The sequence below is a fragment of the Azospirillum sp. UENF 312511 genome (assembly GCF_058780635.1).
In genome coordinates this window covers 289,987-314,051 of sequence record NZ_JBSNCG010000002.1, presented here as the reverse complement: position 1 = coordinate 314,051, position 24,065 = coordinate 289,987, and the positions used below count along the sequence as shown (strand labels likewise).

General features: G+C 69.2%; 19 protein-coding genes. 16 read left to right on the top strand and 3 right to left on the bottom strand.

From position 1 onward, the window contains the following. Nucleotides 1-201: 201 nt before the first annotated feature. Nucleotides 202-867, top strand: coding sequence for a TetR/AcrR family transcriptional regulator (locus ACWPN7_RS09840; RefSeq protein ID WP_459197275.1), 666 nt, complete (start codon nucleotides 202-204; stop codon nucleotides 865-867). Nucleotides 868-1,011: 144 nt separating this feature from the next. Continuing rightward, nucleotides 1,012-3,777, top strand: coding sequence for a hybrid sensor histidine kinase/response regulator (locus tag ACWPN7_RS09835; RefSeq protein ID WP_459197351.1), 2,766 nt, complete (start codon nucleotides 1,012-1,014; stop codon nucleotides 3,775-3,777). 50 nt (nucleotides 3,778-3,827) lie between these two features. Here the strand turns inward: ACWPN7_RS09835 and ACWPN7_RS09830 are convergent, their stop codons facing one another. Beyond that, the gene (locus tag ACWPN7_RS09830; protein ID WP_459197274.1) at nucleotides 3,828-6,353 is read right to left on the bottom strand and encodes an HWE histidine kinase domain-containing protein; all 2,526 of its coding nucleotides are present in this window, start codon (nucleotides 6,351-6,353) and stop codon (nucleotides 3,828-3,830) included. Nucleotides 6,354-6,871: 518 nt separating this feature from the next. Here ACWPN7_RS09830 and pyk point away from each other — a divergent pair. From pyk to ACWPN7_RS09780, 10 genes are all read left to right on the top strand, one after another. Beyond that, nucleotides 6,872-8,407 carry a pyruvate kinase gene (gene pyk / locus ACWPN7_RS09825; protein WP_459197273.1) on the top strand — a complete coding sequence of 512 codons (1,536 nt, stop codon included), beginning with the start codon at nucleotides 6,872-6,874 and terminating at the stop codon, nucleotides 8,405-8,407. A gap of 67 nt (nucleotides 8,408-8,474) precedes the next feature. Beyond that, on the top strand, nucleotides 8,475-9,254 hold the full coding sequence (pflA, locus tag ACWPN7_RS09820) for a pyruvate formate-lyase-activating protein (protein ID WP_459197272.1): 780 nt from the start codon (nucleotides 8,475-8,477) through the stop codon (nucleotides 9,252-9,254). A 28-nt stretch (nucleotides 9,255-9,282) separates the two neighbouring features. Then, nucleotides 9,283-10,200, top strand: a complete 918-nt coding sequence (locus ACWPN7_RS09815) for a formate/nitrite transporter family protein (RefSeq protein ID WP_051658747.1) — start codon at nucleotides 9,283-9,285, stop codon at nucleotides 10,198-10,200. A gap of 133 nt (nucleotides 10,201-10,333) precedes the next feature. Further along, complete coding sequence (locus ACWPN7_RS09810; protein WP_459197271.1) at nucleotides 10,334-11,281, top strand: DMT family transporter; 948 nt, start codon at nucleotides 10,334-10,336, stop codon at nucleotides 11,279-11,281. A gap of 73 nt (nucleotides 11,282-11,354) precedes the next feature. Next, the gene (locus ACWPN7_RS09805) at nucleotides 11,355-12,113 is read left to right on the top strand and encodes a GntR family transcriptional regulator (protein WP_456522662.1); all 759 of its coding nucleotides are present in this window, start codon (nucleotides 11,355-11,357) and stop codon (nucleotides 12,111-12,113) included. 430 nt (nucleotides 12,114-12,543) lie between these two features. Next, the gene (locus ACWPN7_RS09800; protein ID WP_014199696.1) at nucleotides 12,544-13,530 is read left to right on the top strand and encodes a TRAP transporter substrate-binding protein; all 987 of its coding nucleotides are present in this window, start codon (nucleotides 12,544-12,546) and stop codon (nucleotides 13,528-13,530) included. A gap of 79 nt (nucleotides 13,531-13,609) precedes the next feature. Then, nucleotides 13,610-14,149 carry a TRAP transporter small permease gene (locus ACWPN7_RS09795; protein WP_149649365.1) on the top strand — a complete coding sequence of 180 codons (540 nt, stop codon included), beginning with the start codon at nucleotides 13,610-13,612 and terminating at the stop codon, nucleotides 14,147-14,149. Beyond that, on the top strand, nucleotides 14,140-15,423 hold the full coding sequence (locus tag ACWPN7_RS09790) for a TRAP transporter large permease (protein ID WP_040137958.1): 1,284 nt from the start codon (nucleotides 14,140-14,142) through the stop codon (nucleotides 15,421-15,423). The genes ACWPN7_RS09795 and ACWPN7_RS09790 overlap by 10 nt, the downstream gene beginning before the upstream one ends. An 88-nt stretch (nucleotides 15,424-15,511) precedes the next feature. Continuing rightward, on the top strand, nucleotides 15,512-16,189 hold the full coding sequence (locus ACWPN7_RS09785; protein ID WP_149649364.1) for a TerC family protein: 678 nt from the start codon (nucleotides 15,512-15,514) through the stop codon (nucleotides 16,187-16,189). An 83-nt stretch (nucleotides 16,190-16,272) separates the two neighbouring features. Next, complete coding sequence (locus ACWPN7_RS09780; protein WP_459197269.1) at nucleotides 16,273-18,471, top strand: methyl-accepting chemotaxis protein; 2,199 nt, start codon at nucleotides 16,273-16,275, stop codon at nucleotides 18,469-18,471. Between the two features lie 48 nt (nucleotides 18,472-18,519). Here ACWPN7_RS09780 and ACWPN7_RS09775 read toward each other — a convergent pair whose 3' ends face one another. Further along, a complete protein-coding gene (locus tag ACWPN7_RS09775; protein ID WP_014199687.1) occupies nucleotides 18,520-18,723 on the bottom strand; it encodes a hypothetical protein in 204 nt (67 codons plus the stop codon). Between the two features lie 192 nt (nucleotides 18,724-18,915). Here ACWPN7_RS09775 and ACWPN7_RS09770 point away from each other — a divergent pair, with 192 nt between their 5' ends. Further along, nucleotides 18,916-19,959, top strand: coding sequence for a hypothetical protein (locus tag ACWPN7_RS09770; protein ID WP_349621901.1), 1,044 nt, complete (start codon nucleotides 18,916-18,918; stop codon nucleotides 19,957-19,959). A 129-nt stretch (nucleotides 19,960-20,088) separates the two neighbouring features. Then, nucleotides 20,089-20,412, top strand: a complete 324-nt coding sequence (locus ACWPN7_RS09765; RefSeq protein WP_014199685.1) for a hypothetical protein — start codon at nucleotides 20,089-20,091, stop codon at nucleotides 20,410-20,412. A gap of 75 nt (nucleotides 20,413-20,487) precedes the next feature. On the opposite strand, the gene ACWPN7_RS09760 is transcribed toward ACWPN7_RS09765, so the two are convergent. Beyond that, the gene (locus tag ACWPN7_RS09760) at nucleotides 20,488-21,096 is read right to left on the bottom strand and encodes a cold-shock protein (protein WP_040137955.1); all 609 of its coding nucleotides are present in this window, start codon (nucleotides 21,094-21,096) and stop codon (nucleotides 20,488-20,490) included. A gap of 309 nt (nucleotides 21,097-21,405) precedes the next feature. Between ACWPN7_RS09760 and ACWPN7_RS09755 the strand changes: the two genes are divergently transcribed. Both ACWPN7_RS09755 and flgK read left to right on the top strand, forming a co-directional pair. Continuing rightward, the gene (locus ACWPN7_RS09755) at nucleotides 21,406-22,638 is read left to right on the top strand and encodes a flagellar hook protein FlgE (protein WP_040137954.1); all 1,233 of its coding nucleotides are present in this window, start codon (nucleotides 21,406-21,408) and stop codon (nucleotides 22,636-22,638) included. 25 nt (nucleotides 22,639-22,663) lie between these two features. Beyond that, nucleotides 22,664-24,061 (top strand): flagellar hook-associated protein FlgK, encoded by a 1,398-nt coding sequence (gene flgK, locus ACWPN7_RS09750; protein ID WP_459197268.1) that lies wholly within the window; start codon nucleotides 22,664-22,666, stop codon nucleotides 24,059-24,061. Nucleotides 24,062-24,065 lie beyond the last annotated feature (4 nt).

Sequence of the window (24,065 nt, the reverse complement as noted above, 5' to 3'; positions counted from 1 at the left end):
GTGGGGAGAGCGGCGTATTGCCGTCTTGCCAGCGGGGGCGGCACGGGTCATAGCTCCCGCGACGATGCGCGCGCTGGCAGCGGCTGCCCCCACCCTAACCCTCCCCCGCTTCGCAGGGGAGGGGACATATTCTCCCTCCCCCGCCCAGCGGGGGAGGGCCGGGGTGGGGGCAAGGGCCGCCAGCGCCTAAGGAAAAAACCGATGGACCGGGGAAACGCCAGGGAATTGATCGACAAGGACACATCCACGATCGGCCCGCGCGGTCGGGCGCGCCGGCAGGCCCTGCTCGACGCGGCGGCGGCGCTGTTCGTCGAGAAGGGCTTCGAGAAGACCACGCTGACCGACATCATCGGCCGGGCCGGCGGCTCGCGCGCCACCCTCTACGAGCATTTCGGCGACAAGGAGGGGCTGTTCCGCGCGATGATGGAGGAGAACAGCGCCCGCATTCAGGAAGGGCTGGCCGCCATCCAGGCCGACGAGCGGGCCGCACCGGAGGACGGGCTGACCCGCTTCGCCCTGCACATCGTCGCGGCGCTGTTCGACGACCGCACCATGGCCATCGTCCGCGTGCTGGTGTCGGAGGGCGGACGCATCCCCGACATCGCCGAAGCCTTCTTCCGCATCGGCCCGGAAACCGCCCAGCGGCGGCTGGCCGACTATCTGGCGCGGCAGACCGCCGCCGGCGCCCTGTCCGTCGCGGAGCCGGAGGCCGCCGCCCGCGGCTTCATCGGCATGATCACCGGCAACATCCTGCTGCGCCGCCTGATCCTGCCGGAACAATCCTTCTCCAGGGAGGAGGTGGAGCGTTACGTCGGACGGGCCGTCGCCCTCTTCCTGACGGGCGCCCGCCCCATTGCGGAGCACTGACCTTGGGCTGAGGACGGCGCAGCCGGGCGCAGGAAAGCGTTAGGACCGAAGGACAGGCATTGCAACATACTGCGGTATGTTAGGGTTCACACGATCGCTTCCTTCATCCCATCGGCCCCCGGGCCGGGACGGTCGATCGTGTCCATGGTTCGCTGGCTTCTGCTGCTCGTCTTCACCCTGGCCCCGCTGATCGGGTTCGAGGTCTATTCCCACACCCGGCTGCGGGCGGAGCGGGAGGCCGAACTCGGTCAGGAGGCGTTGCGACTGCTCGACCTGATCCAGACCGAACAGCAGCGGATCGTCGACGACATCGAACACATCCTGGCCACGCTGGCGGAAGCGGACATCGCCGGCCCGGCCTGCCAGGAGACGATGGAGCGGTTGCGCCAGCGCCTGCCCAGCTACCTGACGCTGGGTTTCGCCGACCGGTCGGGGATCGTCCTGTGCTCCACCGACCGTCGGACCGTCGGGACCGGAAGCGCCGACCAGCCGCAGGTCCGGCAGGCCCTGTCCTCCGGCCTCTTCTCGGTGGGGGAGTATGTCGCCACCGAAGGACCGCACCACCGCGTCCTGCCCTTCGCCCTGCCCTACGCACGGGGCGGCGGTGAGAACGGCAAGGAGGGTGGGAGCGGACCGGCGGTCGTCACCGCCCTGCTCGACCTCGATTGGCTGCGCCAGTATCAGGCGCGCAAACCCCTGCCGCCGAACGTGACCGTCCTTCTGGCCGACCGCGCCGGCACCGTCCTCGTCCGCGTGCCGGACCTTCAGGGAATCGTCGGCCAGCCGCTTCCCGAGCGGCTCGGCCTGTACCTCAGCGGCGCGGAGACGGCGACGGCGCTGACCGAGGGGCTGGACGGGACGCCCCGCGTCACCGCCTACTCCCCACCCGGCGCCAACGGCAGCGGTCTCGCCATCGCCGTGGGGATCGACCGGGCCGCCGCGCTGCGCACCGTCGACGTGGCCACCCTGTGGTCGTGGTTCCCCTTCCTGCTCATCCTGCTGCTCACCCTGACCGGAACCGCCTGGGCCATCGGGCGCCTGACCCGCCAGCGCGAGACGGAGCGGTCGCTGCTGAAGGCGGTGCTGGAGCATCTGCGCGCCGGCGTGGTGGTGGCCGAGGCGCCAACCGGGCGGGTGATCCTGCACAACAGCGCGGCGGAATGGCTGATCGGCCAGCCCCTGGGCCGGATCGACCGCATCGAGGACTATCCCCGCCCCTTCACAGGCGGCCTTGTGGAGGCTTCTCCGGAGCTGCCGCTGGTCCGCGCCCTGCGCGACGGCGCGGTGGTGCGGCAGGAGGAACTGCGCCGCGACACCCCCGCTGGCCCGATCACCTGCTTGGCCGACGCCGAGCCGGTGCGCGACCCCGACGGCTGCATCACGCTGGCCGTCGTCACCCTGACCGACATCACCGAGCGCAAGGCCGGCGAGGAAGCCCTGCGGCGGAGCGAGACCCGCTTCCGCGAGCTGGTCGAGAACACCCCGGTGATGATGTGGATCAACCGGCCGGACGGCGGCCGGGAGTACTACAACGCCGCCTGGCGCTCCTACACCGGGCGCAGCCTGGAGCAGGGGGAACGCTGGTCCTACATCCACCCCGCCGACTACCCCCGGCTGCTCGACTGCCGCGAGCGCGGCATCGCTGCGGGCGAATCCTACGGCTTCGACGTGCGCATGCAACGCCACGACGGGGTTTACCGCTGGCACGTCTGCCGGATCAACCCGATGCGCCAGAACGACCAGATCATCGCCTGGGTCGGCACCGCGGTGGACGTGCACGACAGCCGCATGGCCCGCGAGGCGGCGGAGCAGGCCGACCGCTCCAAGAGCCGCTTCCTGGCCGCCGCCAGCCACGATCTGCGCCAGCCCATGCAGTCCATGTTCTTCTTCGCCGAGGCGCTGCACAGCCACGTCCATTCCCCGCGCGGGCGCGACGCCCTGGCGATGCTGGAGCGCGGGATGGAGACGCTGAAGGGCCTGCTCGACAGCCTGCTCGACGTCTCGCAGCTGGACGCCGGGGTGATCGAGCCGCGGATCGAGGACATTCCCGTCAAGCCGCTGCTCGACGACATCGGGTCCGCCTATGCCCCGGTCGCCGCCGCCAAGGGTCTGGATCTCCAGGTGGTGAACCACCATGACCTGACCGTGCGCAGCGACCGCAACCTGCTGGGGCGGATGGTCCGCAATCTGGTGGAGAACGCCATCCGCTACACCGAGCGCGGGGTGATCCGCCTGGAATGCCACCCCTTGGACGGTCACGCCGGCATCCAGGTGCGCGACACCGGGATCGGCATCTCCGGCGAGCAGATGTCCTGGATCTTCGAGGAGTTCTATCAGGTCGGCAACCCCGAGCGGGACCGCAACCAGGGGCTCGGCCTCGGCCTCGCCATCGTGCAGAAGCTGTCGGCCCTGCTCGGCCACCCGGTAGAGGTGCGCTCCGAACTCGGCAAGGGGTCGGTGTTCCGCATCTCCGTTCCCCTCGGCGATGCCACGGAAAGCCCGGCTCCGGCTCTTGCACCCCGCGAAACGGAGCGCGGACGGCTGGCCGTCCTGATCGACGACGACGCCATCGTCCTGATGGGGCTGCGCTCGATCTTCCAGGACTGGGGCTACGACACCATCGTCGCCTCATCCACCGAGGAGGCGCTGGACCGCCTGCGGGCGGCGGGTCGGCGGCCCGACGTGATGGTCGCCGACTACCGCCTGCGCGAGCACAAGGTGGGCACCGAGGCCATCCTGAAGATCCGCGAACTGGCCGGGGCGCCAGTCCCCGCCGTCCTGCTGACCGGCGATTCCGGCCCCGACGTGATGCAGGAGGCCGAACGGCACGGGATCGGCGTGATGTTCAAGCCGGTGACCGCCCGCCTGCTCCAAGAGGCCCTGACCCGCCAGACCGGCACCGCCGCCTGACGGTGCGGAGCGGGCCGAATCTCCCGACGACCAGTCCTCCCGACGACCAGCTACAGCCCCCGCACCGTCTGGAGCCCCCGCCGCACCTGCTCCGAATCGTACGGCTTGCGCAGGACCAGCACGTCGCGGAACTCCTCCGGGAAAATCGCGGACTCGCCGTAGCCGGTGGCGAACAGGAAGGGGATGCCCAGTTCGCGCAGCCGCTCCGCCACCGGGAAGGAGGTCTCGGTTCCCAGATTGACGTCGAGAAGCGCCATGCCCGGCGGGTCGTCGGCGATGGCGACCAGCGCCTGACGGACGCTCGCCACCGTCTCCACCCGCTCGGCGCCCAGCTTCAGCAGCATGTCCTCCGCGCTCATCGCGATGATCATGTTGTCTTCCAGAAGCAGCACCGTCCCGCCCAGCGGGATGTCTGCCGCCGCGCAGGGCGTCACCGCCGCTTCGATCACCGCCGCCGGGCGTTCCGGCGCCAGGCTGACATGGATGGCCGGTATGGTGAAGCGCGCCTTCAGACCGGCCAGGGCGTAGGTCATCGTCGCCTCGCCCTTCAGTTCGTGCGGGACCGAACGCTCGATGATGGTGGTGCCGAAGCCCTGTCGCGTCGGCGCCTGCACCGGCGGGCCGCCGCTTTCCTCCCAGCAGAGTTCCAATGCGTCCCGGTCGTCCAGGCTCCAATGGACCTTCACCCGCCCGCCGCTGTCGGCGAAGGCACCGTATTTGGCGGCGTTGGTCACCAGCTCGTGCATGATCAGCGCCATCACCGACAGGGCCGGCGGCGACAGCAGGACCTCCGGCCCCGACAGGATCACCCGGTCGGCCCGGCTGCCCAGATAGGCGTCGACCTCCGCCGCGATCAGGGGGCGCAGGGGGGAGGGTTTCCAGTTCTCCGCGGTCAGCTGGTCGTGCGCCCGCGCCAACGCCTGGATGCGACCGCCGACGATCTCCGCGAACTCCTCGACACGCGTGACCCCGGCCCGGCTCTGGACCAGCAGCGCGCGGACGAGGCTGAGGATGTTGCGCACGCGGTGGTTCAGCTCGGCGATCAGCAGCTCCTGCCGCTCGCGGGCCGTCCGGCGTTCCTCCTCCGCCTGGTCGGCCAGCCGCAGCACCACCTCCATCAGCGTGATCCGCAGGGAGTCGGCGATGCGCAGGTCGGCCTCCGTCCAGGGCTCCGACTGGCCGAGGACCGTCTCCTTCCACGCCTCGAAGCTCTTGCGCGGGGTCAGCCGCTGCCCGTTGGGACCGGCTTCCACCGGCTTGTCCGGGTTGCCGGCCCAGGTGACGGTGCGGACCGACTCCTTGCGGAAGAAGATGATGTAGTCGCGGGGCTTGCGCGATACCGGGATGGCCAGCATGCCGGCGGCGCGCTCGGCGAAGTCCACGCCGGGCTGGTGGACCTGCGCGATTTCGCTGGTGGCGAAGACGCGGCTGGCGTGCGCCCGGTTGAGCATGCGCACCAGCCCGAGCAACTCCTCCGGCGTCGGGGTGCTGCCGTCCACAAGGGTCTGGCCGCCCAGCACGATGGCGAAGCCGTCGCTGCGGATGTAGTGGCCGACCTCGCCGCGCAACCGCTCCAGATTCTCCATGGAGGAGGCGCCGTCCGCCATCACCGCCATGATGCGGGTGTGGAGCAGATGCGCCTTGGCCTCGTAGGCCTCCTCGCGGTCGCGCTCGACGCCCTCCAGAAGGAAGGAGAACATCTGTCCGTACAGCTCGGCCGCCGTGCGCCGCTCCAGCGACAGCCGCCGCGGCACCATGTTGTGGCAGGCGAACAGACCCCACAGCTTGCCGCGGCGCAGGATCGACACCGACATCGAGGCGGCGACGCCCATGTTGCGCAAATATTCGCAATGGATGGGCGACACGCTGCGCAGAACGCTCATCGACAGGTCGAGCGGTTCGCCCTCCGGTCCGAGGGGCGGCAGGATGGCCGCGGACGGGGCGTCCACGTCGTTGATGCAGCGCAGCCAGTTCCGTTCGTACAGCGCGCGGGCCTGCTTCGGGATGTCCGAGGCCGGGTAGCGCAGCCCCAGATAGGAGGGCATGCCGCGCACCGCGGATTCCGCGATCACCTCCCCCGCGCCGTCGCGGTCGAAGCGGTAGATCATCACCCGGTCGAAGCCGGTCAGCGACCGCAGCTGCCGCGCCGCCTCCCGGCAGCAGGAGTCGAAATCGGGGGTGCGCTGGAGCCGTCCGATCATCGCGCGGACCATGGAACCGACGTCCAGTTCGCTGTCCGGCTCGCTCGGCTCCGCCTCGACGATGATCGACTGGCCGGACAAATGGACCGCGATGTCCAGCGGCAGCGCGTTGGCCGACAGCTTCACCCGGAAGGCGCGCTCCACCGACCCGTTGATGAGGGAGAGCTGGAGCCGCCCGCGGATGGCGTGCAGCGCCTCCTCGTCCATCACCTCGCTCAGGGGAAGCCCCAGCAGAGCGTCGGGCTCCACCCCCAGCCACGCCCCGATGTTGGACGAGGCGTGCTTGACGATCCAATCCGTCGACAGCGCGATCAGGAATCCGCTCGGTTGGATGGACCCGACGAGATGGATCGGCTCCCGGTCGCAATTGCTCAAGTCTACGCCACCGTTCATAGCCACACCACCCGCGTCATTCGGTCACCATCGTCATTGTTCCGGCGTTCCTCAAATTTGTCCCATGCATCCGGGTGGGCCGATGATTTGCCGATCCCTTGGCTTATTCCATGCCAACACACCGAAGCGGTCTTAAAGCACGTCGTGTCGGTAAAATAATCCAAAATCGAAGGGGGTCCAATACCATCCCCCTCGGCAAAAAGCCCTACACGCCGGCCAATCCATTGGGCGGGTGTGCCTGCGGCATTTTGGCCGAAGGGCCGCCCCGCCCCGCGAAACAGGCTTGCCTTTCAATCTGATATACTAGTATTTTATTTTGCGAAGGACAGACGCGCAGCCCGGCCGGCCCAAGCCCGCCCGCGCCGCGAGCGCATCCCCAAGAACCGCACCGACCGCCGCGCGCCGCACCGTCACGCCGGCCCTGGCGCGGCGGTCTTACCGATGAGCGCCCGCGCGCCGCGCCCACCGTCCCCGCCCTCTTTTGCGGAGCCCGTTTCGATATGACCGCCACCTCCCCGATCCGCCGCTTCCGGCAGACGAAGATCGTCGCCACGCTGGGTCCGTCCTCCTCCTCCCCGAAAATGATCCGCTCGCTGTTCGAGGCAGGCGTCGACGTCTTCCGCCTCAATTTCAGCCACGGCTCCCACGACGACCACGGCGCCCGCGTGCGCGCCATCCGCGCCCTGGAGCGCGAGCTGGAGCGGCCGATCGCCATCATGGCCGACCTCCAGGGGCCGAAGCTGCGGCTCGGCCGCTTCGCCAACGGTGCGGTGGAACTGACGGTGGGCCAGCCCTTCCGCCTCGACCTCTCCACCGAACCGGGCGACGCGACCCGCGTCGGCATGCCCCATCCGGAAATCTTCGCCGCCCTGCGCCCCGGCACCGACCTGCTGCTGGACGACGGCAAGGTGCGGCTGCGCATCGCCGCTTGCAGCCCGGACCACGCCGACACCGTCGTGGTGGCTGGCACCAAGCTCTCCGACCGCAAGGGCGTGAACGTACCCGACGTGCTGCTGCCGCTGTCGCCGCTGACCGCGAAGGACCGCGCCGACCTCGTCTTCGCGCTCGACCAGGAGGTGGATTGGGTGGCGCTGTCCTTCGTGCAACGCCCCGAGGACGTGGCGGAGGCTCGCAAGCTGATCGCCGGACGCGCCGCCCTGATGTCCAAGCTGGAGAAGCCGCTGGCCATCCAGCATCTGGAGCGCATCGTCGAACTCTCGGACGGCGTCATGGTCGCCCGCGGCGACCTCGGCGTGGAGATGCCGCCGGAGGACGTGCCGAGCATCCAGAAGCGGATCATCCGCGAGGCGCGCAAGGCCGGCAAGCCGGTGATCGTCGCCACCCAGATGCTCGAGTCGATGATCGGCGCCCCGGCCCCGACCCGCGCCGAGGCGTCGGACGTCGCCACCGCCGTCTTCGACGGGGCCGACGCGGTGATGCTGTCGGCGGAAACCGCGTCGGGCTCCTACCCGGTGGAGGCGGTGTCGATGATGGACCGCATCGCCCGTCGGGTCGAGCACGACGACCTCTACCGTACGATGATGGACGCCCAGCACGCCGACCCGCAGGAGACGGCCGCCGACGCCATCACCGCGGCGGCGCGGCAGGTCGCCCACACCATCCACGCGGCGGCCATCGTCACCTACACCACAAGCGGCTCGACCACCCTGCGCGCCGCCCGCGAGCGGCCGGAGGTGCCGATCCTCTGCCTGACCGCGACCGTCGCCGCCTCGCGCCGTCTGGTGCTGGCCTACGGCGTGCACAGCGTGTTGACCGAGGACATCCAGAACTTCTCCGACATGGTGCACAAGGCGACCCGCATCGCCTACGCCCACGGTCTGGCGGAGGACGGGCAGCGGCTGGTCATCACCGCGGGCGTGCCCTTCGGCATGCCGGGCTCGACCAACATCCTGCGCATCGCCTGGGTGGAGCGCCCCGTTCTTCCGCCCATCCATTCGGGGGCCGGATACACGCAGTACGCGCAGGAGTCCCGGTTAGATCAATTGACCCCGGTCATGGCCGACGCCGGGGCCTGACATAGGATGGCACACAGCGCCGGTGTCGCAATGAAGCGGACACCGGCGCCCATTCACGAGGTGCCTCATGCTCAGCCCGATTACCCCCCAACCCGCGCACGCCGCCGGGACGGGCGCATCGGTCCGCGGCTGGGTCCATTCGGTGGAGACGGGCGGCACGGTCGATGGGCCGGGTTTGCGCTACGTCCTGTTCCTGGCCGGATGCCCGCTGCGCTGCCAGTACTGCCACAACCCCGACACCCGCCACATGCACGACGGGTCGCCGGCCCAGTCCTCGGACGTGCTGGCCGACATCGCCACCTACGCCGATTTCCTGCACCGCGCCCATGGCGGCCTGACCATCAGCGGCGGCGAGCCGCTGGTCCAGCCGGAATTCTGCGCGGCCATCTACCGCGGCGCCAAGCAGCTCGGCCTCCACACCGCGCTCGACACCTCGGGCTTCCTCGGCAGCCACGCCGACGACCATCTGCTGGCCGACGTCGATCTGGTGCTGCTGGACATCAAGGCGTTCAAGGAATCCACCTACCGCGCCGTCACCGGCGTGCCGCTGCGCCCGACCCTGGAATTCGCCGAGCGGCTGTCCGCGATGCGCAAGCCGGTCTGGCTGCGCTACGTGCTGGTCCCCGGCCTGACCGACCATCTCGACGAGATCGAGGGGCTGGCGGAGTTCGCCGCCGGCCTGGAGGTGGTGGAGCGGGTGGACATCCTGCCCTTCCACAAGATGGGCGAGTTCAAATGGAAGCAGCTCGGCCTGCCCTACGCGCTGGCCAACACCGAACCTCCCCCGCCGGAGCTGACCGAGCGGGTGCGCGGCATCTTCCGGACGCAGGGCCTGAAGGTCGTGTGAGACGCCGTCCGAGACGAGGAGCACCTTCATGGACACGCATTCCTTTCCGGAGGCGAACCCACACGCCTCACCGGCCATCTCCCCTGCCGCCGCCCCGCCCGCGTCCTCCCTCGACGCGCTGATGCCCGACGCCATCGCGCTCGCGGCGGAGAATCTGGGCGTCAAGAAGGCCAACTACGACGGTGCGACGCTGTTCGCCCTGGCCGTCCTGGCCGGCGCCTTCATCGCGCTGGGCGGCCTGTTCGCCACCGTCGCCATGTCGGGGGCGGAGGGCATGCTGCCCTACGGGGTGACCCGGCTGCTCGGCGGTCTGGTCTTCTCGCTGGGGCTGATCCTGGTCATCGTCGGCGGCGCGCAGCTCTTCACCGGCGACGCACTGATGGTCATGGCCTGGGCCAGCGGCCGGGTGAAGACCGGGCGGATGCTCCAGGTCTGGACCATGGTGTGGCTCGGCAACTTCGTCGGCGCCGCCGGCACGGCGCTGCTGGTCTTTCTGTCCGGGCAGTACGCCTTCGGCCACGGGGCGGTGGGCGCCTCGGCGCTCTACTTCGCCACGGCCAAGGCCGGGCTGCCCGCCGGGCAGGCCTTCTTCCTCGGCATCCTGTGCAACGTGCTGGTCTGCTTGGCGGTGTGGCTGGCGCTCGGCGCGCGCAGCGTGACCGACAAGATCATGGCGATCGTCTTCCCGGTCAGCGCCTTCGTCGCCGCGGGCTTCGAGCACTGCGTCGCCAACATGTATTTCGTGCCGCTGGGCCTGCTGATCGAATGGGGCGCCCCCGCCTCCTTCTGGGCCGATCTGGGCCGCGCTGCGCCGGTGATCCCGGTCGGGCAGTTCCTGCTGAACCTCGCCGCGGTGACGCTCGGCAACTGGTTCGGCGGAGCGGTGCTGGTCGGCGCCGTCTACTGGTTCATCTACCGCCGCCCGAGCCGCCGCACGGCGCATTGAGCGGCGTTGTTTGCCCCCACCCTGACCCTCCCCCGCTCCGCAGGGGAGGGGACCATTCTCCCTCCCCTGCGTCAGCGGGGGAGGGTCAGGGTGGGGGCAAGGTCAACCCATTCCTTCACCCCCCGGGGCACCCATGGCCCAGCCCATCCCCACCCATCTCCAGGCGCGCAGCGGCATCGTCTCCATGCTGCTGGCGGTGTTCCTCTATGCGGTGCTGAACGCGCTGGCGAAGCATCTCGCGGCGGACTACCCGCTGGCCGAGGTGACCTTCTTCCGCAACGCCTTCGCCCTGCTGCCCGCCACCGCCATGCTGGCCCGCGCCGGCGGCTGGCGCAGCCTGCGGACGGAGCATCTCGGCGGTCATTTCTGGCGGGCGGCGATCGGCCTGACCTCGATGGTTCTGCTGTTCCTGTCCTATCACCTGATGCCGATGGCCGACGCGGTGGCGCTGTCCTTCTCCGCCCCGCTGTTCCTGACCGCGCTGTCCGTGCCGGTGCTGGGGGAGCGGGTCGGCCCTTATCGCTGGGGGGCGGTGGCGGTGGGCTTCGCCGGGGTGCTGGTCATCGTGCAGCCGGGAAGCGGCATGCTGAACACCGGCGCGCTGGTCGGGCTGAGCGCCGCCGTCGCCTACGCCTTCGCCATGATGGCGATGCGGCAGCTGGGGCGGACGGAGGCGCCGGTCACCACCGTCTTCTACTTCACCGCCTTCTCCACGCTGCTCAGCGCCTTCGCCCTGCCCTTCGTCTGGACGATGCCGACGGCGGAGGGCTTCGCGCTGATGGCGGCGATGGGGCTGGTCGGCGGCGGCGCCCAGTACTTCGCCACCCGCGCCTACGCCCTGGCCCCGGCGGCGGTCATCAGCCCGTTCAACTACGCCGGAATCCTCTGGGCCTGCCTGTTCGGCTGGCTGTTCTGGGGCGACTGGCCGGGAACCCATGTGCTGGCCGGGGCCGCCATCGTCATCGCCAGCGGCCTGCTGATCCTGATCCGCGAGACGCGCCGCCGGGCGGAGGCGGGGACGTGCGACACTTCGCCCGGGGTGTCCCACACTTTGCCACTCAGCACCGGGCGCAAACACTAATATATTAGCTTTCACACCTTCACCGGGGCGCCGGCCCACGCCCGCGCGACCCGCCTGTCTGACGAGGTGGCTCATGCCATCGGACACACTCACCGCCGCCGCGCCGCGGCAGCGCCGGCTTGCCACGATCCGGCCCGCGCCGCGCTCCGCCTCTCCCATCTACCGCGACCTGCGGAACGACATCCTGGGGATGCGCCGACGACCCGGCGAGCCCATCGCCGAGGCGCGCATCGCCGCAGCCTACGGCGTCAGCCGCACCCCCGTGCACGAGGCGGTGCTGCGGCTGGCCGACGAGGGGCTGATTGACGTCTTCCCGCAGTCGGGCACCTATGTGTCCCTGATCCCGGTCGCCGCCCTGCCGGAAGCCGGGGTGATCCGCAAGGCGCTGGAGGAGGCCACCGTGCGGATGGCCGCCATCCGCGCCACCCCTGACGACATCGCCCAGCTGCGCGCGGCGCTGGAGGAGCAACGCGACCTCTGCGCCGCCTGCGACCGCGACGGCTTTCACGAGGCCGACGAGAGCTTCCACGCCCTGCTCGCCGAGATCGCCGGATTCCCCGGCTTCTGGGCGCTGGTGGAACAGGTGAAGGTGCAGGTCGACCGCTGCCGGCGCCTGACCCTTCCCGTCCCCGGCCAGATGGCCAAGGTCATCGCCGAACACGACGCCATCGTGGAGGCCATTGCCGTCCACGACCGCGAGGCCAGCGTCGAAGCGCTCGGCGCCCATCTCGACGGATTGCGCCTGGCCATCGACGATTTGCGCGCCGCCGCACCGCTTTATTTTACCGACGCGCCCACCGCCGCGGGACGTCAAACCCCGCCCCGGCTTTAATTCACACCCGGCTTGCGACATTTTGGCGTCACGCTTTCCGGCCTCCGTTTTGTGCTTGCCTCGAAAGCTGATATATTAATATAACTAGCGCGGCGGGATGTGGCACGGACGTGAACAACCGACGCCGCCCGCTCATCAGACAACACCAGGGCAGCCGCGCGGAAGAACACCGCGGCCGCTTCGGAACAAAGGACAAGAACCGCCCAGCTTCACCCCCGTCGGCACACGCCGATGGCGCCGGGATTTTGCGCCCTCATACCCTTCGGGGTTCTTTTTTGCCCTCGCCTTCGCAGCGCTGTTATTCGAAGCGCACAGCCGAACAGCCGGGGCTTCTTCCGAACTCTGCAATTTATTCGTTTGTCCATTTTCGGCGGGCCGACACCCCGCCTCCGCTCCAACAGGCACTTCTCCTAAGGCAGGAGTACGGTCCATGAAGAACACTTTCCGCCGCCTCGGCATGGCGCTGCTGGCCGCCTGCGCCGCGGGCGCGCTGCTCGCCGCCCCGGTCTCGGCCCGCGACTTCCGGTCGGCCGACATCCACCCCGGCGACTACCCGACCGTCGAGGCGGTCAAATACATGGGCAAGCTGCTGAGCGAGCGCAGCAACGGCAAGCTCGGCGTCAAGGTCTACCCGAACGGCGCGCTGGGCAACGAGCGCGACACGATCGAGCAGATCAAGATCGGCGGCCTCGACATGATGCGCATCAACGTGGCGCCGCTGAACAACGTGGTGCCGGAGTCGATGGTCGTCGCGCTGCCCTTCATCTTCCGCGACACCGACCACATGCACGCCGTTCTGGACGGCCCGATCGGCGACGAGATCCTGGCCGCCATGGAAAGCCAGGGGCTGATCGGTCTGGCCTTCTACGACAGCGGCTCGCGCTCGCTCTACTCCAAGAAACCGGTGTCATCGCTGGCCGACCTCAAGGGCATGAAGATCCGCGTCCAGCAGTCGGACCTGTTCGTGTCGATGATCGAGGCGCTGGGCGCCAACCCGACGCCGATGCCGATGGGCGAGGTCTACACCGGCCTGAAGACCGGCATCATCGACGCGGCGGAGAACAACTACCCGTCCTACGAATCCTCGCGCCACTTCGAGGCTGCCAAGTACTTCACCCGCACCGAGCACGCGATGGCGCCGGAAGTGCTGGTCTTCTCCAAGGTCACCTGGGACCGCCTGTCGAAGGACGACCAGGCCGCCATCCGCAAAGCCGCCAAGGACTCCGTCCCCTACATGCGCAAGCTGTGGACGGAGCGTGAAGAGGCCTCCCGCGCCATCGTCGAGAAGGCCGGCTCCCAGATCAGCGACGTGAAGAACAAGCAGGAATTCATCGACGCGATGAAGCCGGTGTTCGCCAAGTTCGCGAACACGCCGAAGCTGCAAGGCCTCGTCCAACGCATCCAGGACACGAAGTAGGCAGGACACGAAGTAAGGCACGCGGTCGCGGCGCCGGCCAAGTCCGGCCGGCGCCGCCCCCCGCGGGAAGGACGGCATCATGAGCATCGAACTTGAATTGGAAGAGGTCCGCCCCCTCGCCGCCCCACGCTTGTTGACGCGGGTGAACGCGCGTCTGGCGCGGTCGGGGATGTGCGTGGCGATGGTCGGCCTGATGGCCATCGTCTGTGTGGTGTTCTATCAGGTCTTCGGCCGCTACGTGCTGAACGACTCGCCGACCTGGGCGGAGAGCCTGGCCATCGTGCTGGTCCTCTACGTCACCCTCATCGGCGCCGCCGTCGGGGTCCGCGACGCCGGACACATCGGCCTGGAATCCTTCCTCGTCATGCTGCCCGACGCCATCCGCCGCAAGGTCGAGATCGTCATCTACGCCCTCGTCGGCGTCTTCGGCGCCTGCATGGCCTACAACGGCTGGGTCCTCGGCACCTCCGTCGCCGCCTACTACATCCCCAACCTGCACGTCTCCGAAGCCGTCCGCTACATCCCGCTCGTGCTCTCCGGCGTCCTGATCGTGCTTTTCGCCATCGAACACGTCGTCGCCATCATCCGCGGCGAGGAGGTCGCACCGTCATGGAACTGACCATCCTTTCCATCAGCTTCTTCGGCTTCCTCGTTCTGGGCATTCCGGTCGCCTTCGCCATCGGCCTGTCGGCGCTCTGCACCATCCTCTACGAAGGCCTCCCCGTCGCCGTCATCTTCCAGCAGATGATGTCCGGCATGAACGTCTTCTCCTTCCTCGCCATCCCCTTCTTCGTCTTCTCCGGCGAGCTGATGCTCCACGGCGGTGTGGCCGACAAGATCGTCGCCACCGCCAAGAACATGGTCGGCCACATCCGCGGCGGCCTGGGCATGTCCAACGTCGTCGCCTGCACGCTCTTCGGCGGCGTCGCCGGCTCCCCCGTCGCCGACGTCTCGGCCATGGGCGCGGTGATGATCCCGATGATGAAGCGCGAGGGCTACCACGCCGACTACGCCGTCAACGTCACCACCCACGCAGCCCTGGTCGGCGCGCTGATGCCGACCAGCCACAACATGATCATCTACGCGCTGGCCGCCGGCGGCAAAGCCTCCATCGGCGCGCTGATCGCCGCGGGCATCGTCCCCGCCCTGCTGCTGATGGTCTGCAACCTGGGTGCGGCCTACTACGTCGCCGTCAAGCGCGGCTATCCCCCCGGCACCTTCCCCGGCTGGTCGATCCTGGGCCGTTCCTTCGCCGCCGCCGCCCCGGGCCTGCTCATCGTCGTGATCATCCTGGCCGGCATCACGTCCGGCGTCTTCACCGCCACCGAGTCCGCCTCCATCGCGGTGATCTACGCGCTGCTGCTCACCACCTTCGTCTACCGCACGCTGACCTGGGACCATTTCCTGGCGGCCGCCGCCAAGACGGTCAAGACCACCGGCGTGGTCCTGCTGCTGATCGGCGTCTCGACGATGTTCCAGTACATCATGGGGCTGTATCAGGTGGCCGAGATCACCGGCGAGCTGATGGCCGGCATCTCGACCAACCCGCTGGTCATCTTCCTGCTGATCAACATCATCCTGTTCCTGCTCGGCACCTTCATGGACATGGCGAGCACGATCCTGATCTGCACGCCGATCTTCCTGCCCATCGCCATGCAGTACGGCATGGACCCGGTGCAGTTCGGCATCGTCATGCTGATCAACTGCGCGCTCGGCCTCAACACCCCGCCGGTCGGCACCACCCAGTTCATCGGCTGCGCCATCGGCGAGGTCTCCGTCGGCCAAGTCATGCGCTCCATCACTCCCTTCTATGGCGCGCTCTTCGTCACCCTCCTCCTCGTCACCTACGTCCCGACCTTCTCCCTCTGGCTCCCGCACATGCTCATGCGGTGACCGGGCGTCCCAACCGCCCCCGACTGCACACAATGGATACCGCGGGGCGCTCCGATCATCGGGCGCCCCGCCGCAATGGAGACGAATCATGATGACCGCCGAACTCTGGCCGCAACTCGTCGCTTTCGGGCAGGTGGTCGCCATCGACCTCGTTCTGGCCGGCGACAACGCCATCGTCGTCGGCATGGCCGCCGCCGCCGTCCCGGCGGAGCAGCGGCGCCGGGTCATCCTGTGGGGCATAAGCGCCGCCATCGTGCTGCGCATCATCTTCGCGCTGATGACCACGCAGCTTCTCGCCATCATCGGACTGACCCTGGCCGGCGGCGTGCTGCTGCTCTGGGTCTGCTGGAAGATGTTTCGCGAGCTGCGCTCCCAGGGCGCCGACGAGATCACGCCGGAGGAGGCGCTGGACGCCCCCGACGTCCTGCCCGGAACAGCCTCGATCACCGACAGCACGGCCGCCGCCGCCGCGGGCGCCGCGACCGTCGGCGCCGCCGTCTGGCAGATCGTGGTGGCCGACGTGTCGATGTCGCTTGACAATGTGCTGGCGGTGGCCGGTGCTGCCAAGGAGCATCCGACCGTGCTCGTGCTCGGCCTGCTGCTCTCGGTGGCGTTGATGGGCGCCGCCGCGAACGTAATTGCACGTGTTCTGCACAAACATCGCTGGATTGGTTGGATCGGTCTTGCGATCATCACTTATGTTGCGCTCGACATGGTCTGGCGGGGCTCGAACGAGGTTCTGGCCCACACGGCCTGGCTCGGCTGACGGGAAGACAGGGATAAGGCCTGCCGCGGACGGCGTGCGGCGGCGCCAACGAGAAGCAAGACCGCCGTTGGGGAAGAGATGACATGTCCAAACCGTTAGGAATTGCCCAGGATAAGGCGGTGCGCCCAAGCCGGCTGGGGGGCGTTCAGGGGCGCCTGTTCACCGGTGTCGGCGCCGTGATGTGCTGCACGCTGGTCGCCATCGGCGTGGCGCTGACCGGATACGCCGGCTTCGGCCGGACGCTGCAGGTCATCACAGCGGAGGCCGTGCCGTCCGCGCTCGGCGCCCTGCGGGCGGCCCAGCACGCGGGCCGCATCGACGCGCTGGCTCCGGCCTTCCGCTCCGTCACCAGCAAGGAGGAGAAGGCCGATCTCGCGGCGCGCATCGCCATGGAGCGGCACGACTTCGAACGCGAGCTGCGCGATCTGGCCGACCTGGAGCAGAACAGCGCCAACGCCGCGTCCCACGCCGGCAATCCGTCCGAAACCGCCGCCGCCAGCAGCGCCGCCCAGGCCCTGCTCGCCAATGTCACGCTGCTCGATCAGGCGGCGGACAAGCGGATCGGGCTGAGCGATCGCCGCTCCGAACTGCTGGAGCAGGTGGTCATCGCCACGCGGCGCCTGTCGCAGCTCGTGGCGCCCTGGAAGTCGATCCACGGCAGCGGCGTGGACATGCAGCGCGCCGCCTTCCGGGACGACACCCGCCCGGCGGAGGAGCGGCTGAAGGCCGGCGAGGAGTATCTCCAGACCGAGGAGCAGCTCGCCATCGTCCGCGGCATCGACGACGGCACCACCACCGTCCGCGGCCTGCTGACCGAAGCCGCCGCCAGCTTCGATGAAAACCGCCTGTCGATCATCGAGGCGCAGACGCGCATCCTCGTGACCACGATGACCGCCAACTCCGGACAGTTGCCCGAAGCCTCGCGCGAGGCGATGGCCGAGCCGCTGAAGGCGATCGAAACCCTCTCGATCGAGCCGAACGGGCTGATTCCCACCCGTCTGGCCGAGCTGGAAATCCTGAAGGCGCAGCGGGACCTGCTGACCAACAACCTGAGCCTGTCCGAAGCGCTGTCCATGGCGGTGGTCAACCTCGTGCACACGCAGGAGGGCGCCATCACCACCGCCGCCGAGGACAGCGAGAAGGCCCTGTCCAACGGCACGATCCTTCAGATCGGGGTCGGCGTGGTCAGCCTGCTGCTGTCGGCGCTGGTCATCCTGGTCTTCGTGCGCCGCATGGTGGTGCGCCGCCTGCTCACCCTTCAGGGCGGGATGGAGAAGATCGCCGCCGGCGACCTCGACGTGACGGTTCCGTCCGGCGGCCGCGACGAGATCTCCGCCATGGCCCGCACGGTCGAGGTCTTCCGCGAGAACGCCCTCGCCAAGCGCCGGCTGGAAGCCGAGCAGATCGAATCCGCCCGCCGCGCCGAGGAGGACCGCAAGCGCTCGCTGGAGGAGATCGCCAGCAGCTTCGAGGGGGCCGTCGGCAGCGTGGTCAGCCGCTTCGTGGCGGAATCCACCGAAATGGAGGAAAGCGCCCGCAGCATGTCGGCGACGGCGGAGGAGACCAACCGCCTCGCCACCAGCGTCGCCGCCGCGACCGAGCAGACCTCGGCCAACGTCGAGACGGTCGCCGCCGCGTCGGAGCAGCTCACCAGCTCCATCGAGGAGATCACCCGCCAGATCACCGAATCCACCAACATCGTCCGCGAGGCGATGACCCTGGCCGAGCGCGCCAACGGGCAGATCGGCGGTCTGGCGGACTCCGTGCAGAGCATCGGGCGCGTCGTCGATCTCATCAACGACATCGCCAGCCAGACCAACCTGCTGGCGCTCAACGCCACCATCGAGGCGGCCCGCGCCGGGGAAGCCGGCAAGGGCTTCGCCGTCGTCGCCAACGAGGTGAAGGCGCTGGCCGCCCAGACCGCCCGCGCCACCGGCGAGATCGCCGCCCAGGCCGCGGGCATCCAGAGCGCGACCGGCGAGGCCGTGCAGGAGATCCAGGCGGTCGTCCAGGTGGTCACCCGCGTCGGCACCATCGGCGCCACCGTCGCCGCGGCGGTGGAGCAGCAGAGCGCGGCCACCAAGGAGATCGCCCGCAACGTCCATCAGGCGGCGCTGGGCACCACCGAGGTGACGCAGACCATCGCCGGCGTCAACGCCGCCGCCGACCGCAGCGGCACCGCCGCCCGCACGCTCCTCGACAAGGCCCACGACCTCGCTGACGGCGCCAACGCGCTCAACCGCGAGCTGTCCGGCTTCCTCCAGCGCGTCCGCGCGAGCTGATAAGGACGCCCTTCCCCGCGGCAGTGCGCGGGGAAGGGCGTTTCTCCCTTACTCCGAGATCACGATCTGGCGTTCGCGCCCGCCTTTGCCGACGATCTTCAGCACGCGGCGGCCGCGCTCGTCGCGGCTGGATTCGTCCAGCACGACCCGCCCCAGCGCAGCGAGCAGGTGCAGAAGCTCACTGTTCGAGGCCACGCCGAAGCCTTTGCGAAGTTCCGCCAGCAGGACCTCGGTCTCATCGCGCGTCGTCACGGGTCCTGCCCTCCGGCTTTTGATTGCGGGCTTCAGCCTGCCGCAGGACGGCCGCCGCTGTCGAGTGCCCTGAAAGCGCAAGACAACAGCTTGACAGGCGGCTTGCCAGCGCGCCCTTCGGCCACTACGGTCACTGCCCGTATCGTCACCCCCGCGCCCGACGGCGCCGGCGGACCAGTCAGGAGAGGCAGCATGGCAAAGACAGGCAACGGGCGGAACGGCGCGGGCAAGCCGGCCTCCGGAACCTTCACGGGTACGCCGGCGGAGCGCCTGGTCCGCTATTGGCGCAACAGCGACCGCCGCTTCGACGAACTGCTCGACGAGACGCTGGACGCCGGTCGCCAAGCGGTGCTGGAAGCCGCGCTGGACAAGCTGCGCGAGGAGGAACAGCCGGAGTTCCTCGACGAGGTGGAGACCATCGCCGAATCCGTCCGCCGCACCGACGCCCAAGGCGACGACATGATCGCCACCCTCTTCTGGCTGGCCGTGGAGGTGTCCGGAGACCTGTCGCAGCCACCCGCCGTGGAAACCATCGAAGAGGCGCTGGATTCCACCGGCCTGCTGGAAACCGCCGCCGACACGCGCCTGCTGCCGGTCTGGCTGGAGCCGGAAGCGCTGGTCTATCTGGAGGCCGCCGACCGCCGCACCCTGCTGCGGCGCATGCTGGATTCGACCGACGCGGCGCTGCGCTTCGTCCGCGAGGGCGACCTGCTGGCCGATCCGGCGGACGCCGGCACGCGGCTGGTCGGCGTCGTCGGGCTGATCGAGGAGGAGGCGGAAGCCGTCGAGGCCGCCGGCGAGGATGCGGTTCCCGATTTCCTCGGGCTGGCCCGCATCGGCGAGGACGGCGAACCCGAACTCGACCCCGCCGAGGAGACCCGCATCCGCGAGGCGCTGACCCGTTTCACGGCGGCCATCCAGGGCGCCGACCCGCGCGTCCAGCGCTGCGAGCCGGCCGGTGGGCTGAACGACCTGCTCGACCTGATCGCCGAGGCCGATTGGACGGACAATGGCGAACTGGCGGAACTCGCCTCCTTCATCGACGTGGCGAGCGACGAGACGGCGGACGCCGTGGTAGACGCGGTGGTGACCAGCACCGCGCACGGCCTGTTCGTCCGCGCCTTCAACGCCGACGGGCGGCTGCTGGACGAGCGGGCCTTCACCCTGCAGGGCGACGAGGCCGCCCAGGCCGTCACCCTGCTCCAGCAGCGCTGCCGGAGCGTGACCAAGGAGTAAAAAGAGGCGGTTCCCGGGCGTCTTGTGACGGGACGCCCCTTCGCCACCCTGTTGTTCGGCGCGGAAATCGGGTACACCCCTATTGGCAACCCGGTTTCCTGTCCCCACCCCAGTCTTGGAGCTTCTTCGATGCGCGACCAGTCACTCTCCATCGCCGAGGCGGCGGCCTGGCTGAAGTGCTCGGAAGCCGAGGTGGAGGAACTTGTGCAGGCGGGCCGGCTGCGCGCCGACCGGATGGAGCCGGCGATCGACCGGATCTCGCTCAACACCGTCATCGTCCTGGCGGAGAGCCTGCCGGTCGAACGCCGCATCTTCGAGGTGCGCGAGGCCGCCGGGCGGATGGACTCCTCCGAATCCCGCGGCCACTACCCGTCCCGCCCTTCCGGCGGCATGGACCAGCGCCCGCCGGTGGTGGTGGAACGCCGCCCCTCGCGATCCTTCACCCCCCGCTGACGGCGGCAGCCAAAGCCAGGGCTTGAATCAGGCGCCGCCGGGCGGAGACCCCGACGGCGCCCGAGTTCTGTCAGCTCAGACCAGTTCGACGCGCAGCGCGGTCGGGCCGCCGTCGCCCGGCACGGCGACGAAACGCACGTCCTCGCCGTCGGCCACCACTTCCAGCCCGGACTGGCGCAGGATTGCGCGGTCGAAATAGACGCCGATGCCCGTCTCGTCGTCCCACGGGTCGATCAGGCCGGACTGGCTGTCCAGATTGTACCAGCGCACGGTGCCGTAGATCATCTCACCGGTGGGCACCGGCATCAGGGCCGGGGCCGACCGCTCGCGCCGCGGCTTGGGCTCGCGGATGGCCGCCGGGGCGGCGGGGCGCACGGCCTGGGGATCGCCGCCCTCCGGCTGGCGCTGGCGGCGCTGCTTCGGCGCGCGGGCCGGCTTGGCCTCCGCCGGGTCCGCGGGGGTGATGGAATGGATGGCCACGACCTGCGGCCCCTTCGGGGTCTCGGCGATGTCGCAGACGAGGCCGGTGCCCTCGGTCAGCGACACCTCGCCCAGCGAGGCGAGAACCCGGGAATGCAGAAACGCCTCACCGCTTCCGTCGGCGAAGCGGACGAAGCCGAAGCCCTTGTCGGCCTTGTACCATTTGACGACCGCCGTAACCTGCTGCTTTTGCTCTTCGCTCACTCTGGACACTCGATGCATGGAGGACAACCGGTCCAACAGTGACCGGATTTGTCGATCCGCGCAATGCGGCATCCGTTCGCCGCCCCCGCAATCGCACTTCGGTTCCACCCTTTCCCACGGGAAAGAGCCGCCCCCGGCCGCCGGCCCAACGGACCACCGCAGCAAAAGAGCGGAAAATTTTAAGTAAACGCACAAAAACGCTCTTTAAATCCGCTTTAAAAGCCGCCCTGTACTCTCCCCTCCGAAGTCCATCGCGGAGAATCCCGTGGCTCGCTTCCGGCCCAACCGATTTAGGATGAGGATCTCCCGATGAGCCTGTTCAGCGCCATGCGGTCCGGTGTGAGCGGCATGTCCGCGCAAAGCTCGCGGATGGCCGCCATTTCGGACAACATCAGCAACTCCGCCACCATCGGCTACAAGCGCGCCGCGGTCGACTTCTCGACGCTGATGACCTCCTCCGGCTCGACGAGCAACTACTCCGCGGGCGGCGTCCGCTCCAACGTGCATTATCAGGTGTTGAAGGACGGGACCATCCAGGGCACCCAGTCCGCCACCGACATGGCCATCGAGGGGCGCGGCTTCTTCGTCGTCGCCGACAACGCCGGCACCACCGGAACCTCGCCCGGCTACGCGCTGACCCGCGCCGGCAGTTTCCTGCCCGACGACCAGGGCTTCCTGCGCAACAGCGCCGGCCAGTATCTCCAGGCCTGGAAGCTGGGCCCGGACGGCAGCCTGCCCGCTGTGAACCGCAGCAGCTTCGACGGGCTGAGCGCCGTCTCCATCGCCGGGCTGGCCTATGGCGGCAGCAAGACGACGCAGATGAGCTTCGCCGGCAACCTGCCGGCCCAGGCCACGGACGGCACCAGCTTCGACACCTCCACCTCGCTCTACGACGGGCTCGGCAACCCGCTCGACGTCACGATGACCTGGACGAAGACGGCCAACCCGAACGAATGGACGCTGTCGGTCACGCCGCCCGCCGGCTACACCGCGACGCTGTCGACCAACACCGTCACCTTCAACACCACGGGCGCCAACGCCGGCCTGCCGGCGGGTGCCCTGCCGCAGATCACGCTGACCTCGCCGGCCAACCCGACGCCGGACACCGTCAACGTCACGGTCGGCAACCTGACGCAGCTCAACGGCGATTACGTGCCGCAGTTCATGGGCGACGGCGCCCGCGCCGGCCGCGTCAGCACCGTGGACATCGACAAGGCGGGCACGCTGTGGGCCGTCTACGACAACGGCGCCCGCCAGCCGCTCTATCAGGTGCCGGTCGCCGACGTGGTCAACCCCGGCGGGCTGGTTCCGCAGGACGGCAACACCTACACGCTGGGCATCGACAGCGGCACGATGACGCTGAGCAACGGCAACAGCGGCACCGCCGGCTCGGTCGCCGGCTACGCGCTGGAGCAGTCGAACGTCGACATCGCGGAGGAGCTGGTGTCGCTGATCGAGACGCAGCGCGCCTACTCCTCCAACGCCACGCTGGTGCGCACCGCCGACGAGATGGTGGACGAAACCACCCGCCTGAAGCGCTGACGGACGGGAAAGGGGATAGCCCGCCATGAGCCTCCAACTGGCCCTCAGCGCCGCCCTGTCCGGGCTGCGCGCGACCCAGCAGCAAGCCGCGCTGGTCTCGCACAACATCACCAACGCCACCACCGCGGGCTTCGTCCGCAAGGATCTGGCCGTCTCCACCGCGATCAGCGGCGGGCGCGGCCAGGGCGTGCGCGTCGATGGCGTGCTGCGCAGCGTGGACGAGTTCCTGATCCGCGACGCCCGGTTCGAGCAGAGCCGCTACACCGCGCAGGAAACCCGCGCCTCGGCGCTGGCCGACTACGCCACTGCGCTGGGCCAGCCGCAGAACGAGCGGTCCGTCTCCACCGCGCTGTCCAAGCTCCAGCAGTCCTTCAGCCAGCTCCGCAACCAGGCGGACAACGAGGCGGCGCGCACCGCCGTGGTGGATTCCGCGGAATCGCTGGTGCGCCGCCTGCACGATACCGCCGCCGCCGCGATCACCGTGCAGAACGACGCCAAGGCGCGGCTCCAGTCCTCCGTCGACGAGGTCAACCGCTCGCTCGTCCGCATCGGGGAGCTGAACAGCGCCATCGCCACCCAGAAGGCCAAGGGCGCCGAGACCGGCGACCTGATGGACGAGCGCGACCGGCTGCTCGATCAGGTGTCGAGCGAGATCGGCATCCGCACCCACACCCGCGAGAGCGGGGAGGTGGTGGTGATGACGCGCAACGGCCAGACGCTGCTCGACCGCGAGCTTCCCATGGGCTCCCAGCCGCTGCAGCTCGTCGGCGGCGATCTGGTGGCCGGCGGCAAGATCATCTCCGACAACCCGGACCAGGACATCCAGAGCGGGCGCATCATGGGCTACGTCCAGACCGCCCACCAGGACATGCCGCGGGCGCTGGCCCAGCTCGACGAGCTGGCGGCGGGCATCGTGCAGCAGTTCCAGGCGGCGGAGGCCGACCCCACCCAGCCCGGCCTGTTCACCGACGCCGGCGCCGCCTACGGCACGACGGAAGGGCTGGCCTCGCGCATCGCCGTCAACGGCAGCGTGCGAAGCAACCCCTGGATGGTGCAGAGCGGCGTCCAGGCGGGCGCTCCGCTGGCGTCGGGCGACACCACGCAGATCGACCGCTTCCTGAACGCCTTCTCCGCCACCCGCAGCTTCGCCGCGGCGGACCTGCCCTCCTCGGCCACGCTGGGCGACTACGCCACCGGCATGGTCTCGACCCAGCAGGGCTACCGCACCACCGCCGAGTCCGAGATGAAGACCCGCAAGATCAGCGCCGACGCGCTGCAATCGGCGCGTCTCAACCGCGACGGCGTGAACGTCGACGACGAAATGCAGAAGCTGCTGCTGATCGAGCAGAGCTACGGCGCCAGCGCCCAGGTGCTCCAGGCCGCCGGGCGGATGCTCGACACGCTGCTCCAGATCCGGAACTGACGCC

Excerpts from the sequence above, each read along its gene's own strand:
- ACWPN7_RS09795 (WP_149649365.1), top strand. The coding sequence starts at position 13,610 with ATGAGCATCGAACTTGAATTGGAAGAGGTCCGCCCCCTCGCCGCCCCA.
- pflA (WP_459197272.1), top strand. The coding sequence starts at position 8,475 with ATGCTCAGCCCGATTACCCCCCAACCCGCGCACGCCGCCGGGACGGGC.
- ACWPN7_RS09840 (WP_459197275.1), top strand. The coding sequence starts at position 202 with ATGGACCGGGGAAACGCCAGGGAATTGATCGACAAGGACACATCCACG.
- ACWPN7_RS09810 (WP_459197271.1), top strand. The coding sequence starts at position 10,334 with ATGGCCCAGCCCATCCCCACCCATCTCCAGGCGCGCAGCGGCATCGTC.
- ACWPN7_RS09805 (WP_456522662.1), top strand. The coding sequence starts at position 11,355 with ATGCCATCGGACACACTCACCGCCGCCGCGCCGCGGCAGCGCCGGCTT.
- ACWPN7_RS09755 (WP_040137954.1), top strand. The coding sequence starts at position 21,406 with ATGAGCCTGTTCAGCGCCATGCGGTCCGGTGTGAGCGGCATGTCCGCG.
- flgK (WP_459197268.1), top strand. The coding sequence starts at position 22,664 with ATGAGCCTCCAACTGGCCCTCAGCGCCGCCCTGTCCGGGCTGCGCGCG.
- ACWPN7_RS09835 (WP_459197351.1), top strand. The coding sequence starts at position 1,012 with ATGGTTCGCTGGCTTCTGCTGCTCGTCTTCACCCTGGCCCCGCTGATC.
- ACWPN7_RS09770 (WP_349621901.1), top strand. The coding sequence starts at position 18,916 with ATGGCAAAGACAGGCAACGGGCGGAACGGCGCGGGCAAGCCGGCCTCC.
- ACWPN7_RS09785 (WP_149649364.1), top strand. The coding sequence starts at position 15,512 with ATGATGACCGCCGAACTCTGGCCGCAACTCGTCGCTTTCGGGCAGGTG.
- ACWPN7_RS09765 (WP_014199685.1), top strand. The coding sequence starts at position 20,089 with ATGCGCGACCAGTCACTCTCCATCGCCGAGGCGGCGGCCTGGCTGAAG.
- ACWPN7_RS09780 (WP_459197269.1), top strand. The coding sequence starts at position 16,273 with ATGTCCAAACCGTTAGGAATTGCCCAGGATAAGGCGGTGCGCCCAAGC.
- pyk (WP_459197273.1), top strand. The coding sequence starts at position 6,872 with ATGACCGCCACCTCCCCGATCCGCCGCTTCCGGCAGACGAAGATCGTC.
- ACWPN7_RS09800 (WP_014199696.1), top strand. The coding sequence starts at position 12,544 with ATGAAGAACACTTTCCGCCGCCTCGGCATGGCGCTGCTGGCCGCCTGC.
- ACWPN7_RS09790 (WP_040137958.1), top strand. The coding sequence starts at position 14,140 with ATGGAACTGACCATCCTTTCCATCAGCTTCTTCGGCTTCCTCGTTCTG.
- ACWPN7_RS09815 (WP_051658747.1), top strand. The coding sequence starts at position 9,283 with ATGGACACGCATTCCTTTCCGGAGGCGAACCCACACGCCTCACCGGCC.